The organism is Cellulomonas fulva, assembly GCF_018531375.1.
Lineage (GTDB): Bacteria > Actinomycetota > Actinomycetes > Actinomycetales > Cellulomonadaceae > Cellulomonas > Cellulomonas fulva.
Map to the genome: position 1 here is coordinate 1,523,483 of NZ_JAHBOH010000001.1, position 13,510 is coordinate 1,536,992.

General features: G+C 73.5%; 13 protein-coding genes. 8 read left to right on the top strand and 5 right to left on the bottom strand.

Features of this window, described 5'->3' with window-relative positions:
- Nucleotides 1-72: 72 nt before the first annotated feature.
- Nucleotides 73-2,151 carry a DNA helicase RecQ gene (gene recQ, locus KIN34_RS06805; protein WP_372449531.1) on the bottom strand — a complete coding sequence of 693 codons (2,079 nt, stop codon included), beginning with the start codon at nt 2,149-2,151 and terminating at the stop codon, nt 73-75.
- Between the two features lie 106 nt (nt 2,152-2,257).
- Here recQ and KIN34_RS06810 point away from each other — a divergent pair, with 106 nt between their 5' ends.
- From KIN34_RS06810 to KIN34_RS06825, 4 genes are read left to right on the top strand one after another with little or no spacing between them, the layout of a single operon-like run.
- Nucleotides 2,258-3,034: an SDR family NAD(P)-dependent oxidoreductase gene (locus tag KIN34_RS06810; protein WP_214348429.1), complete on the top strand. Its 777-nt coding sequence runs from the start codon at nt 2,258-2,260 to the stop codon at nt 3,032-3,034.
- 48 nt (nt 3,035-3,082) lie between these two features.
- Entirely contained in the window at nt 3,083-3,661 is a 579-nt protein-coding gene (pyrE, locus tag KIN34_RS06815; RefSeq protein ID WP_214348432.1) for an orotate phosphoribosyltransferase, read from the top strand.
- Between the two features lie 20 nt (nt 3,662-3,681).
- A complete protein-coding gene (locus KIN34_RS06820) occupies nt 3,682-4,383 on the top strand; it encodes a type III secretion system chaperone family protein (RefSeq protein ID WP_214348435.1) in 702 nt (233 codons plus the stop codon).
- Nucleotides 4,384-4,413: 30 nt separating this feature from the next.
- On the top strand, nt 4,414-4,983 hold the full coding sequence (locus tag KIN34_RS06825; protein WP_214348438.1) for a LemA family protein: 570 nt from the start codon (nt 4,414-4,416) through the stop codon (nt 4,981-4,983).
- A gap of 18 nt (nt 4,984-5,001) precedes the next feature.
- On the opposite strand, the gene KIN34_RS06830 is transcribed toward KIN34_RS06825, so the two are convergent.
- The gene (locus tag KIN34_RS06830; protein WP_214348441.1) at nt 5,002-5,778 is read right to left on the bottom strand and encodes an HAD-IIA family hydrolase; all 777 of its coding nucleotides are present in this window, start codon (nt 5,776-5,778) and stop codon (nt 5,002-5,004) included.
- Nucleotides 5,775-6,500, bottom strand: coding sequence for a VTT domain-containing protein (locus KIN34_RS06835; protein ID WP_214348444.1), 726 nt, complete (start codon nt 6,498-6,500; stop codon nt 5,775-5,777). The genes KIN34_RS06830 and KIN34_RS06835 overlap by 4 nt, the downstream gene beginning before the upstream one ends.
- A gap of 146 nt (nt 6,501-6,646) precedes the next feature.
- On the opposite strand from KIN34_RS06835, the gene KIN34_RS06840 reads away from it, so the two are divergent.
- From KIN34_RS06840 to fbaA, 3 genes are all read left to right on the top strand, one after another.
- Complete coding sequence (locus tag KIN34_RS06840; protein ID WP_214348447.1) at nt 6,647-7,273, top strand: TrmH family RNA methyltransferase; 627 nt, start codon at nt 6,647-6,649, stop codon at nt 7,271-7,273.
- 96 nt (nt 7,274-7,369) lie between these two features.
- Nucleotides 7,370-8,848 (top strand): Ig-like domain repeat protein, encoded by a 1,479-nt coding sequence (locus KIN34_RS06845; RefSeq protein WP_214348450.1) that lies wholly within the window; start codon nt 7,370-7,372, stop codon nt 8,846-8,848.
- Nucleotides 8,849-8,972: 124 nt separating this feature from the next.
- Nucleotides 8,973-9,995 (top strand): class II fructose-bisphosphate aldolase, encoded by a 1,023-nt coding sequence (gene fbaA / locus KIN34_RS06850; protein WP_214348453.1) that lies wholly within the window; start codon nt 8,973-8,975, stop codon nt 9,993-9,995.
- Nucleotides 9,996-10,073: 78 nt separating this feature from the next.
- Here fbaA and KIN34_RS06855 read toward each other — a convergent pair whose 3' ends face one another.
- On the bottom strand, nt 10,074-10,496 hold the full coding sequence (locus KIN34_RS06855) for an STAS domain-containing protein (RefSeq protein ID WP_214348456.1): 423 nt from the start codon (nt 10,494-10,496) through the stop codon (nt 10,074-10,076).
- A gap of 67 nt (nt 10,497-10,563) precedes the next feature.
- Here KIN34_RS06855 and KIN34_RS06860 point away from each other — a divergent pair, with 67 nt between their 5' ends.
- Nucleotides 10,564-12,738: a SpoIIE family protein phosphatase gene (locus KIN34_RS06860; protein WP_307858124.1), complete on the top strand. Its 2,175-nt coding sequence runs from the start codon at nt 10,564-10,566 to the stop codon at nt 12,736-12,738.
- A gap of 101 nt (nt 12,739-12,839) precedes the next feature.
- Here KIN34_RS06860 and KIN34_RS06865 read toward each other — a convergent pair whose 3' ends face one another.
- Complete coding sequence (locus KIN34_RS06865; protein WP_214348459.1) at nt 12,840-13,199, bottom strand: STAS domain-containing protein; 360 nt, start codon at nt 13,197-13,199, stop codon at nt 12,840-12,842.
- Nucleotides 13,200-13,510: the final 311 nt, after the last annotated feature.

A 13,510-nucleotide genomic window follows, 5' to 3' on the forward strand; every position in this document is an offset into this window, starting at 1 on the left:
CCCGGCCCGGGCCGTGCAATTCGGGCCGTACGGCCCAGGCGAGCGCACAGCGGCGCGGGCCCCGCTGTGAGGTCAGCCGGCCAGCGCGGCCAGCACCCCGTCGCCGTAGCGCTCGAGCTTGGTCACGCCCACCCCGCCGACGGTGCCCAGCTCGTCGAGCGACGACGGCCGGCGGAGCACGATGTCCCGCAGGGTCGCGTCGTGGAACACGACGTACGCCGGCACGCCCTGCTCCTTGGCCGCGCCCGCGCGCCAGGTCCGCAGCCGCTCGAACACCTCGAGCGCCTCGCCGTCCAGGTCCGCGGCCGCCTTCGAGCCGGACGCGCCCGACGAGCCGGAGCCGGACGAGCGCCGCCGTGCCCGCTCCGGCTCCTTGCGCATCGCCACGGTCCGCTCGCCGCGCAGCACCTCGCCCGAGGCCTCGACGAGCTCGAGCGTGCCGTAGCCCTCGCTGTCGACGCCCAGGAGCTCGGCCGCGACGAGCTGGCGCACCACGCCGCGCCACTCCGCGTCGGACAGGTCCGCGCCGATGCCGAACGTCGACAGCTCGTCGTGCCGCAGCTGCGTCACGCGCGCGGTCGTCTTGCCGCGCAGCACGTCCACCACGTGCCCCACGCCGTAGCGCTGACCGCGCTGCGCCATCCGCACCACCGTCGACAGCAGCTTCTGCGCCGCGACGGTGCCGTCCCACGTCGTCGGCGGCGCCAGGCACGTGTCGCAGTTGCCGCACGGCTCGCCGCTCTGGCCGAAGTAGTTGAGGAGCTGGACGCGGCGGCAGGTCACCGTCTCGCACAGCGCGAGCATCGCGTCCAGGTGCTGCGTCAGCCGGCGCCGGTGCGCGGCATCGCCCTCCGAGGTGTCGATGAGCCGCCGCTGCTGCACCACGTCGGCGAGCCCGTAGGCCATCCACGCGGTCGACGGCAGGCCGTCGCGCCCCGCGCGGCCCGTCTCCTGGTAGTACCCCTCGACCGACTTGGGCAGGTCGAGGTGCGCGACGAACCGCACGTCCGGCTTGTCGATGCCCATGCCGAACGCGATGGTCGCGACCATCACGACGCCGTCCTCCCGCAGGAACCGCGCCTGGTTGTGCGCCCGGACGGCCCGGTCGAGCCCCGCGTGGTACGGCATCGCGTCGATGCCCTGCCCCACCAGGTGCTCGGCGGTCTGCTCCACCGACGCCCGGGAGAGGCAGTAGACGATCCCCGAGTCGCCCGCGTGCTCGCTGCGCAGCAGGTCGAGCAGCTGGGAGCGCGGGTTGTCCTTGGGCACGATCCGGTACTGGATGTTGGGCCGGTCGAAGCTCGCGACGAAGTGCTCCGCGTCCTCGAGCTGCAGCCGCTGCGCGATCTCGCGGTGGGTCACGGCCGTCGCGGTCGCGGTGAGCGCGATGCGCGGCACGTCCGGCCAGCGCTCGTGCAGCATCGACAGGCGCAGGTAGTCCGGCCGGAAGTCGTGCCCCCACTGGGACACGCAGTGCGCCTCGTCGATCGCGAACAGCGCGACGGTGCCCCGGCCGAGCAGGTCGACCGTGTCCGGGACGGCGAGCCGCTCGGGGGCCAGGTAGAGCAGGTCGAGCTCGCCCGCCAGGTAGGCGTCCTCGACCTCGCGTCGCTGCCACGGCTGCTGCGTCGAGTTGAGGAAGCCGGCCCGCACCCCGAGCGCCGACAGCGCGTCGACCTGGTCCTGCATGAGCGCGATCAGGGGCGAGACCACCACGCCGGTGCCCTCCCGCACGAGCGCCGGGACCTGGTAGCACAGCGACTTCCCGCCGCCGGTCGGCATGAGCACCAGGGCGTCGCCGCCGCTCACCACCGTGTCGATGATCCGCGCCTGGTCCCCGCGGAACTCGTCGTAGCCCCAGACGCGGCGCAGCACCTCGAGCGGCGTCCCCCCGGCGGCCGGGGTCGCGTGGACGGGTCCGGCGGCACGCGTCCGGTCCGACGAGCGCTCCGACGAGCGCTCCGACGAGCGACGGCCCGACCCGGTGGTCGCGGCGACGGCAGCCGCGAGCTCGTCGGACCCCGCGTCGTGCGGCACGCCGTGCGCCCGCTCGCCGAGGTCCGGCGGGGCCTCGTCGTAGAACGGGTCGAACGGCGGCTCGTCGGGCCAGGGCGCGTCGAGGGAGCCTGCCGCGAGCTCGTCCGGGTTCACGCGCCCACCCTACGAGCCGCCACCGACGTCCCCGGCCGGCGATCCACAGCGCGGAGCGGCCGCGCACCGCATGACCAAACAGCCGGGTGCTCCGTAGGGTTGCCGCATGGGAACCGCACTCGTGACCGGCGCGTCCGCCGGACTCGGCCTGGAGTTCGCGTGGCAGCTCGCGACGGCCCGGCACGACCTCGTCCTCGTCGCGCGCAGCGAGGAGCGGCTCACGCGGCTCGCGGGACAGCTCGAGGCCGCCGCGGGCGTCCACGTGCAGACGCTCGTCGCCGACCTGACCGATGCGGGGGACGTCGAGCGCGTCGCGGACCGGCTGCGCCAGGACCAGGACCCCGTCGGGCTCCTGGTCAACAACGCCGGCCTCGGTCTCAACCAGCGCTTCGTCACCGGTGACTTGGCGGCGGAGGTCAAGGCGCTCGACCTCATGGTCCGCACCCCGCTGGTGCTGTCCCACGCGGCCGCGGGCGCGATGGTGGCGCGGGGCCGCGGCGCGATCCTCAACGTGGCGTCCGTGGCGGCGCTGCTGGCGTCCGGCACGTACTCGGCGCACAAGGCCTGGGTGCGCTCGTTCACGGAGGGCCTCGCGGTCGAGCTCAAGGGGACCGGCGTCACCGCGACGGCGCTGTGCCCGGGGTTCGTGCACACCGAGTTCCACGAGCGGGGCGCGATCGACGTGAGCGCGTACCCCGAGGTCGCGTGGCTCAACGCGGACAAGGTGGTCGCCACGGCGCTCGCCGACGTGCGGCACGCCGTCGTGATCTCCACCCCCAGCCTGCGGTACCGCGCGGTGTCCGCCGTCGCGCGGCTCGCGCCGCGCAGCGCCGTGCGCGCGGTGGGCCGCTACCGCAAGGCGATCGAGCAGGGCGAGGGCTGACGACGCGGTCCGACGAGCGCGTCGGGGCCGGCCGGTAGCCTCGGGGCCGTGACCGACGACATCCTTGGCGCCTCGCCGCGCGCGCAGCTGCTCACCCTCATCCAGGACCTGGCCGTGGTGCACGGCAAGGTCACGCTCTCGTCGGGCCGCGAGGCCGACTACTACGTCGACCTGCGACGCGTCACGCTGCACCACCGCGCGGCGCCGCTGATCGGCCACCTGATGCTCGACATGCTCGAGGAGGCGGGCCTCGGCACCGCCGAGGTGGACGCCGTCGGTGGGCTGACGCTGGGCGCGGACCCGGTGGCGACCTCGATCCTGCACGCGGCCGCGAGCCGCGGCCAGGACGTGGACGCGTTCGTCGTGCGCAAGGAGGCCAAGGCGCACGGCATGCAGCGCCGGATCGAGGGCCCGGACGTCGCGGGGCGCAAGGTCGTGGTGCTCGAGGACACCTCGACCACGGGCGGCTCGCCGATCGCTGCGGTCGAGGCCGCTCGTGAGGCGGGAGCCGAGGTGCTCGGCGTGGCCGTGATCGTGGACCGGGCGACTGGCGCGCAGGCCAAGATCGAGGCGCTCGGGGTGCCGTACCACGCCCTGTTCACGCTCGCGGACCTCGGCCTCGTCTGAGACCCGACGAGGGGACGACGATGGAGGGCGGCGGGTTCGTCGCGGTGCTCGTGCTCGGCGCCCTGGCGGTCGTCGGCGTCCTGGTGCTGTCCGCCCACCAGCACCGCAAGCGGCAGGAGGCGATCAGCGCCTGGGCGCTCGCCCGTGGGTGGCGCCGCGTCCCGGAGGACCGCGCCCTGGTCACGCGATGGCGTGGCCGCCCGTTCGGCACCGGCGACCGGCGCCGCATCAGCGAGACGGTCGAGGGCACCTACCGCGGCCGGCCCGTGCGGTCGTTCGCGTACAGCTACGAGACCCGCACGACGAACGCGAAGGGCGAGACCGAGACCACCACGCACCGGTTCCACGTCGTGGCGATGGACCTGCCGGCGTTCCTGCCGGACCTCGAGGTCGCGCCGGAGACGGTGGCCTCCCGCCTGGCGACGGCTTTCGGCGCGCACAGCCTGGACGTCGAGTCGGACGAGTTCAACAGGCGTTTCGCGTCCCGGGCGACCGACCTGGCCGTGGGCCACGCGATCCTCCACCCGCGGCTCGTCGAGCGGCTGCTCGCGGAGCCGTCCGCACCGCCGTGGCGCATCGAGGGGACCTCGGTGCTGACGTGGAGCCCCGGCAGCACGGTCGTCGACCGTCTGGACCGCCGGATCATGCTGCTCGCCGCGATCGCCGACGCCGTGCCCCGGCACGTCTGGCTGGACCACGGGTACGACCCGCTCGCTCGCTAGGCTGGACGGACCCCGACGGAAGGAACTGCAGTGACCGCTGGAGCCATCGTCGCGATCGTCGTGGTCGCGCTCGTCGTCATCGTGCTGATCTGGGCGGTGGCGCAGTACAACGGCCTGGTCCGGCTGCGGAACCTGGTCCAGGAGTCGTGGCGGCAGATCGACGTCGAGCTGCACCGCCGGCACGACCTGATCCCGAACCTCGTCGAGACCGTCAAGGGCTACGCGGCGCACGAGCGCGCGGTGTTCGACGAGGTCACGCAGGCCCGCGCGGCCGCCGCCGGCCCGGGCGCGAGCGTCGCGGAGCAGGCCGCGCAGGAGAACCAGCTCACCCAGGCGCTGGGCCGGCTGTTCGCCGTCGCCGAGAACTACCCCGTGCTGCGCGCGAGCGAGAACTTCCAGCAGCTGCAGGCCGAGCTGACGACCACCGAGGACCGGATCGCCGCGTCCCGGCGCTTCTACAACGCGAACGTCCGCGCCATGAACACCAAGGTCGAGACGTTCCCGACGAACGTCATCGCGGGCATGTTCCACTTCGAGCGCGCCGAGTACTTCGAGGTCGAGGACCCGCAGGTCCGCCAGGCGCCCACGGTCCAGTTCTGACGGTCCGCTGACGAGCCGTCAGCGGACGCGGTCCACCAGGTCCGCCACCGAGGCGACGATCTCGGACGGACGGAACGGGAAGCGCTCGACGTCGGACTCGCGGGTGGAGCCGGTGAGGACCAGGAACGTGCGCAGACCCGCCTCGATGCCCGCGACCACGTCGGTGTCCATGCGGTCACCGACCATGGCGGTGTACTCCGAGTGCGCGTCGATCCGGTTGAGCGCCGAGCGGATCATCATCGGGTTGGGCTTCCCGACGAAGTAGGGCTGGCGCCCCGTCGCGGCCTGGATCATCGCGGCGACGGCGCCGGTCGCGGGCAGGTCGCCCTCGATCGACGGGCCGGTCACGTCCGGGTTGGTGCAGATGAACCGGGCGCCGCCCTGGATCAGCCGGATCGCCTGCGTGATCGCCTCGAACGAGTACGTCCGGGTCTCCCCGAGCACCACGAAGTCCGGCTGGGCGGCGGTGAGCGTGTACCCGGCCTCGTAGAGCGCGGTGGTCAGGCCGGCCTCGCCGATGACGTACGCGGAGCCGTCGGGCATCTGGTCGACCAGGAACTGCGCGGTGGCCAACGCCGAGGTCCAGATCGACTCCTCGGGCAGGTCGATCCCCGTGGCGGCGAGCCGCGCGCGCAGGTCGCGCGGCGTGAAGATCGAGTTGTTGGTCAGCACCAGGAACGGGCGGTCGGCGTCACGCAGCGCGCGCACGAACTCCGCGGCGCCGGGGACCGCGATCCCCTCGTGCACCAGGACGCCGTCCATGTCGGACAGCCAGGACCGGATCTCGCGGGTCACTCGAAGGCCTCCTTCTCGACCTCGGCCCGCTCGTGCGGCTCGTCGTACCGCGGGTCGCGCTCGCGGCGACGCGCACGCCACAGCTCCCACACGACGGGCAGCACGGAGATCAGGACCACGACGACGAGCAGCGCCTCGATGTTGTCCTTGACGAACGGGATGGTGCCGAGCGCGTAGCCGAGCAGCGTCACGCCGACGCCCCACAGCAGGGCGCCGATCACGTTGAACGACACGAAGTGCCGGTACCGCATGTTCCCGACGCCGGCCGCGACCGGCGCGTACGTCCGGACGATGGGGACGAACCGCGCGACGATGATCGTCCGGCCGCCGTACCGGTCGAAGTAGCGGTACGTCTGGTCGATGTAGGCCTGCTTGAAGAACCGCGAGTCGGGCTTGCTGAAGACCTTGGGCCCGAGCTTGCGCCCGATCAGGAACGCGGTCTGGTCGCCGAGGAACGCCGCCAGGAAGATCAGCAGGCAGAGCAGCCAGAGCGGGAAGTCGAGGACCTCCTGCGCGACGAGCGCCCCCGCGGTGAACAGCAGCGAGTCGCCGGGCAGGAGGGGGAACAGCAGCCCCGTCTCGACGAACACGACGATCACGATGCCGAGCAGCGCGTAGGTCCCGAACGAGGAGATCAGGTGGTCGGCGTCCAGGAAGTCCGGCCCGAGAGCGCCGACGGGGCCGACCCCGGGCAGGGCGGCGAGCGCGGTCGTGGCAAGCATGCGGCCAGCCTACGGTGCGGCCCGTGGCGCGCCTGTGGGCCGGCTGTGCGGACGCTGTGCGGACCGGGCGGGCCTGCCGCGGGTCTCGCGGCAGGTCTCGGCATGCCTCCGCGTGCGCCCCCACGACGGCTCGCTACCGTGGGGGCGTGGACGAGTCCGACGTAGGGGTGCCGCCGTGGCCCGGCGGCGAGGACGCGTGGCCCGACGACGAGCGGTACGACCCGGAGCTGCTCGCGCACGGCGACCGGCGCAACGTCGCGGACCGGTACCGGTACTGGACGGTCGAGGCGATCGTCGCCGACCTGGACCGGCGCCGGCACTCCTTCCACGTGGCGATCGAGAACTGGCAGCACGACCTCAACATCGGGTCGGTGGTCCGCACCGCCAACGCGTTCCTCGCCTGCGAGGTGCACATCGTCGGCCGCCGCCGCTGGAACCGCCGCGGCGCCATGGTGACCGACCGCTACCAGCACGTGCGGCACCACCCCGACGTCGCCGAGCTCATCGCGTGGGCGAACCAGGAGAACCTGCCCGTGCTGGGCGTGGACAACCTCCCGGGCTCGGTGCCGCTCGAGGGGTACCCCCTCCCGCGGTCGTGCGTCCTGCTGTTCGGCCAGGAGTCCGTCGGGCTGTCCGACGAGGCGCGCGCGGCAGCCATCGACGTCCTGCACATCGCGCAGTTCGGCTCGACCCGGTCCATCAACGCGAGCGCGGCCGCCGCGATCGCGATGCACTCCTGGATCACCCGGCACGCGGGTGTCCTGGAGCCGTGACCGCGGCGAGCGAAATCCAGGAGACTCCGGGGCGCCGGACCGCGACCATCGGATCCGAGCGCACCCGTCGGAGGGTGCCGGCGGATCGGAGTCGTCGTGGTCCAGTTCGGTCGTCGTGCCAGGGGCGGAGCGCTCGTCGTCGCGCTGGCGCTCGCCGTCGTGCCCGTGGCCGCGCCGCGGAGCGACGCCGCCACCGTGGGGTTCCTCCGGTACGAGGGAGCCGAGAGCTTCCACCGGGCGGGGACGCTGATGGGCGCGGCCGTCGCCGGTGGGGAACGGTGGGTGGTCTCGACGCCCACCGACACGGAGGAGTACCCGGTCGGGCTGCGGTACGGCGGGTACGGCTCCGCCTGGGGGACCGTGGACGGGCTCTCGATCACCCCCTGGGACGTGGACCTCACCCCGACCGACGCGATCGTCTCCGACTACATCAACTCCCGTGTCGTGGTCGCGTCCCGCGAGGTCGCGCACGGTCGGCCCCTCACCACGAACACGCTGGCCAAGCCCGGCGGCTTCGGGAGGCCGTCCGCGGTGGCCGTCGCGTCCGACGGTCGCGTGTACGTCGCCGACGTGGTGCGACACTCCGTCAGCGTGTTCGCGGCGGACCTGACGTTCCTCACCGAGTGGTCCGACGAGCACCAGCTCGCGTTCCCGACCGGCATGGACGCCGCGCCCGACGGGACCGTGTACGTGACGGACGGCTCGCTCGGCGTCGTCCGCCGGTTCACGGCGGGGGGCCGGCTGCTGGCGACGTTCGGGTCGACCGGGACGTCCGAGCAGCGGCTCAGGTCCGCGCAGGACGTGGCCGTCGACGCCGACGGCCGGGCCTACGTCGTCGACCCGGAACGGCACCGCGTCGCGATCTACTCGGCGGACGGTCGGTTCCAGACGGCCTTCGGGCAGGCCGACCCCGCCCTGCCCGACTACCTGCTCCGCCCCGCCGCCGTGACGACCGACGAGGCGGGACGCGTCTACGTGGCCGACGCCGGCCGCGGGCTGCTCCTGAGGTTCCAGCCGCTCGTCCGCGCGTGGTCCCGACCCCAGGTCTCCGGAGCCCCCGTCGTCGGTGGCTCGCTGACCGCGAGCCCAGGCGGGTGGGCGGTGACCGACCCGTACGTGACCTACCAGTGGCTCCGCGCAGGGCAGCCCGTCGCCGGTGCGACCCGCGCGTCCTACCGGGTCGGCACCGCAGACGTCGGCCGCACGCTCGCCGTCCGGGTGACGGCGCAGCGGGCTGGAACCGGCAGCGGGACCTCGGTCTCGGCGGCGGTCACGGTGCCGAGGCTGCGGTCGTCGACCGCGGTGGTCGCCTCGGCCTCATCCGTCCCGCGGGACGGGTCGGTCGTCCTCCTCGTCGCGGTCTCGGGCTCGTCGGGCGTGGTCCCGACCGGCAAGGTGACGGTCAAGGACGGGACGACGACGGTGCGCACGCTCTCGCTCACCGCCGGGGCGCACGGGGTCGTGCGGACCTCGGTCCGGCTGACCACCCGGGGGACCCACCGCCTGACCGCGGTCTACGTCCCGAGCTCGGTGTACGCGGGGTCGTCCGCCGCGGTGCCCGTCGTCGTGCGGTGACGCCTGCGGCGTCCGACGACGGGCGCCTGCGTCCATGGGCAGGACGTCCTGCGCACGGCGTCCGCCGGTAGTGGCAAACTCGGTGGCGACACCACCCCCATCCAGCCACAGGAGATGTGAGCGCATGGCCATCGCCACCCCCGAGGTGTACGCCGAGATGATCGACCGGGCGAAGGCGGGCAAGTTCGCCTACCCGGCCGTGAACATCACGTCGTCGCAGACCGTCACCGCCGCCATCCAGGGCTTCGCGGAGGCCGAGTCGGACGGCATCATCCAGGTGTCCGTCGGCGGCGCGGAGTACGCGGCCGGCTCGACCGTGAAGGACCGCATCGCCGGGTCGCTCGCGCTCGCCGCCTACGCGCGTGAGGTCGCGAAGGGCTACGACGTCACGATCGCCCTGCACACCGACCACTGCGTGAAGAAGAACCTGGACTCGTGGGTCCGCCCGCTGCTCGCGCTCGAGGCGGAGCAGGTGAAGCGCGGCGAGGAGCCGACGTTCCAGTCGCACATGTTCGACGGCTCGGACATCCCGCTCGAGGAGAACCTGGTCATCGCGGCGGAGCTGCTCGAGCTCTCGCAGGCCGCGCGCACGATCCTCGAGATCGAGGTCGGCGTCGTGGGTGGCGAGGAGGACGGCCACGAGGCCGCGATCAACGACAAGCTGTACACGACGGCCGAGGACGGCCTGGCGACGGTCAAGGCGCTGGGCTCGGGCGAGAAGGGCCGCTACCTGACGGCCCTCACGTTCGGCAACGTGCACGGCGTCTACAAGCCGGGTGCGGTGAAGCTGCGTCCGTCGATCCTCGCGGACATCCAGAAGGCCGTCGGCGCCGAGATCGGCAAGGAGTCGCCGTTCGACCTGGTCTTCCACGGCGGCTCGGGCTCGACGGCCGAGGAGATCGCCGAGGCGGTCGACAACGGCGTCATCAAGATGAACATCGACACGGACACGCAGTACGCGTTCAGCCGGCCCGTCGCGGACCACTTCTTCCGCAACTACGACGGCGTGCTGAAGGTCGACGGCGAGGTCGGCAACAAGAAGGCCTACGACCCGCGCGCCTGGGGCAAGCTGGCCGAGGCCGGCATGGCCGCCCGCATCGTCGAGGCGTGCCAGCAGCTGCGCTCGGCGGGCCAGAAGATCCGCTGACGCTGCTCCTCCGAGCGTCGACACGTCGAGAGCGCGGTCCCTGCGGGGGCCGCGCTCTCGTGCGTCACGGGGGCGTCGTCAGGACAGCAGCGTGTCCGGTGCGACCGGTTGGAACTCGCGTCCGTCGGGCTCGTCGACCACGTCGATGAGCTCGCCGATCCGCGTCACCTCCAGCAGGAAGCGCACGGTCGGCGGGACGCGCAGCAGCCGGACGCGGTGCTGCGAGCGGATCGACAGGCGGGCGAGGAACGCCACGCCGGAGGAGTCCATGAAGGTCACGTGATGGGCGTCGACCTCGATCGGCAGGCCGGCGTTCTCCGCCGCGGCGGTCGCCTCCTGCAGCTCTGTGCCCAGGTCGGCGTCGACCTCCCCGGACAGGACGATCCGCGTGGCGTCGGCCCCGACGATGACGTGCACGCCGCCCGGTTCTCCCTCGCCACGTGCCGGGTCGGCCGGCCGGTGGGCGGGCTCGGTCCCGCTCGTGCTGTTACCGTCGCGCACGGTGCTCCTTCCACGAGCCGCGCTGCAGGGGCGCGGTCATGTTTTGCACGCTAGACGATCGGAGGTGGTGGTGGTCAACACCCCGGGGCCGACGAATGTGCCCGAGCTGATCGACGAGGCCACCGCGACCGCCGGTCTGCCGGCCCACGACGCCGTGCTGGCGGAGGCGATGCGGCACACCCTGGTGCCGTTCGCGCTGCTCGACGGCGGGACGCTCGAGGTCGTCTGGGCGAACGACGCGTTCGCGCGCATGACCGGGTACGACGCGTCGGGCGCGCGGGCCCACCAGCACGACCTGGTCCCGGCCGGGGTGCGCCGGCACGACGAGCTCACGGCCGCACGCGAGGCCATCCGCGCGGGCCGCGCCACCTCTGCGACCCTGACGCTGCGGCGCGCGGACGGCACGCTCTTCCCCTGCCAGGTGCACGTCTCGCCGATCGCCGGCGGCCCGGCCCGCGAGGACGCACCGGTCGCGACCTGGGTGGCGGCGTTCCACGACCTCACCGAGCAGACCTCGCACGACGCCGAGCAGGCCGCGCTCATGGAGTCGGAGCGCCGGGAGCGGCGCTGCCTCGGGATCATCGCGCAGGTCTCGGACCTGCTGATGGACGTCACGGACATGGCGACGCCGCTGCACGAGGTCGCGACGCTCCTGCGGCGCTCGGTCGTCGGCGGCGCGGCGTTCTACGTGAACGACGGGGGCCTGCGGACGCCCGACGAGCTCGACGGGCGCCGTCCGCCGTCAGGCCGCGGGAGCCGGCACGGCGAGTCCCGTCGGCCCGACGGCGGCGACGAGGCCGCGGTCGAGCGCGACGCGGTGCAGGCGCTGCTCGACGGCGACCGGGACCGGCCCGTCGAGGTGGACGTGCGCGGCGACTACCCGCGCGGCTCGGCGTCGTACTGGCTCGCCGCCCAGGCGGGCGTGGACGACCTCGGGGACCTCACCGACGGGCGGGTCGTCGTCTACCCGGTCCCCGGCCGGCGCCGCGTGATCGGCGTGCTCGTCGTCGTGGGCCGCTACGGCGGGGGCCTGACCGGCCTGGAGACCTCCACCCGCACGGTCGTCGAGCTCACGGCGCGTCGCGTGGGCCTGACGCTCGACAACGCGCGGCTGTACGACCGTGAGCACCGGCTCGCGGAGACGCTGCAGCGCGCGATGCTCCCGCAGCAGGCCGAGGTCGACGGGCTCGACGTGTGGACCTACTACGCGCCCAACTCCGAGAACGCCCAGGTCGGCGGCGACTGGTACGACGTGCTGCAGATCGACCCGGACGTGGTCGGGATCGTGATCGGCGACGTCGTCGGGCACGACGTCGAGGCGGCCGCCGCCATGGGGCAGCTGCGCTCGGTGGTCCGCTCCTACGCGTTCGACGTGACGACGCCCGGACCCGTGCTCGAGCGCGTCGACCAGCTCGTCGCCGGCATGCGGATCCCGCGGTCGGCGGGTCTGGTGCTGTCCACGCTGCGGCGCGACGGCGGCGGCTGGTCGCTCGAGTACTCGCGCGCGGGGCACCTGCCGGCGCTGCATGCCCGGGGCGGGCACGTCGACCAGCTGTCCGGCGCCGGCGGCCCGCTGATCGGGTTCGGCAGCGGCGCGCGTGCCACCGAGACGGTGCGGCTCGAGCCTGGCGACGTCCTGGTGTACTACACCGACGGCCTGATCGAGCGGCGCGACCGCGACCTGCGCGAGGGCCTGCAGGCGCTGTGCGGCATCGTCGGCGCGGTCACGGCGCGGGACTCGGCGGGCATCGGCGAGGAGCTGCTGTCCCGGCTCGCCGACCACCCCGAGGACGACGTCGCGGTCGTCGTCGTGCGCGTCCCGGACCCGCGCGACGCCGCCGAGCGCGGGCGCAGCCCTCGTCGTCGGCGCTGGTCCCTGCCCAGCGAGGCCGCGTCGGTCGGCCGCGCCCGGCACGCGGTGGTCCGCACGTGCCACGCGTGGGACATGCCCGACGCCTCCAACGCCGAGCTCGTCGTCTCCGAGCTCGTCGCGAACGCGGTGCTGCACGGCTACGGCCACGTGTCGCTGCAGCTCTACGACACGGGCGACGGGCTGCGCATCGAGGTGGAGGACGGAAACTCGGCTCCGCCCGTGACGACCGACGGGCACCCGGGCCGCGTGGGCGGGTTCGGCATGCAGATCGTCGAGCGGCTGGCCGACTGGGGCTGGCGGCAGTCCAGCCGCGGCAAGGTCGTCTGGGCCAAGGTGCGGCCGGGCGCGCTGCCTTCCTCCGCGCGCTGAGGCGTCGCAGCCGCGCGTCAGGACGCGCGGTTCAGAGGCACGTCACGACGAGCGCCGCTGCGCCGCCGCGCCTCCGGCGCAGCGGGAGAACCGCGTGGGGCTCAGTTCGCGGCCGGGGCCGAGAAGTCCGTCTGCGGCACCGCGTCCTCGCACCGGTGCTCCGGGTCGATGCGGAACAGGTCGAGCGCGCCGCAGACCTCGAGCACGAACAGGTCCCGCGGGTTCGCCCCGCGCAGCGCGGCCGCGCCGCCCCGCTTGCGGGCGGAGTCGGCCAGCGCGATGAGGAAGGCCGCGCCCGTCGAGTCCATGAACGTCACGCGGCACATGTCGATGACGACGAGCTGGCGCCGCAGCCCGACCACGCGCGCGGCGACCTCGGGGAACTGGTCCCGCTCCGCGAGGTCGAGGTCGCCGCTGATCACGAGCGTCGTGCTCGTCGGCGACGTGGAGATCTCGATCATGTCCGGTCCTTGCTCGGGGTGGCCGCGGGGTCTCGGCCCGCTCGACTGTAGTTGCGCTCCCAGCGCCGCGCATCCGCTCGCGCGCGGCGAGTCGGACATCTGTCCGGTACGCACGATTGCGGTGACGTCACCACACCGGTCACACGCGGAGGACGTCCGCCTGAGACGACCGGAGTGCTCCCTGGAGTCGCGCACTCAGGGGACGCGCAGCGGTCTCCTGCGGGCGCCGGCGAGGCGCGGTGAACACCTGCGACGCCGATCTTGCTGGCAACGGCCCGCGCAGTGCCAGTTGTGCGGCATGCTGTCGAGAG

Excerpts from the sequence above, each read along its gene's own strand:
- KIN34_RS06810 (WP_214348429.1), top strand. The coding sequence starts at position 2,258 with ATGGGAACCGCACTCGTGACCGGCGCGTCCGCCGGACTCGGCCTGGAG.
- KIN34_RS06865 (WP_214348459.1), bottom strand. The coding sequence starts at position 13,199 with ATGATCGAGATCTCCACGTCGCCGACGAGCACGACGCTCGTGATCAGC.
- KIN34_RS06835 (WP_214348444.1), bottom strand. The coding sequence starts at position 6,500 with ATGCTTGCCACGACCGCGCTCGCCGCCCTGCCCGGGGTCGGCCCCGTC.
- KIN34_RS06820 (WP_214348435.1), top strand. The coding sequence starts at position 3,682 with ATGGAGGGCGGCGGGTTCGTCGCGGTGCTCGTGCTCGGCGCCCTGGCG.
- fbaA (WP_214348453.1), top strand. The coding sequence starts at position 8,973 with ATGGCCATCGCCACCCCCGAGGTGTACGCCGAGATGATCGACCGGGCG.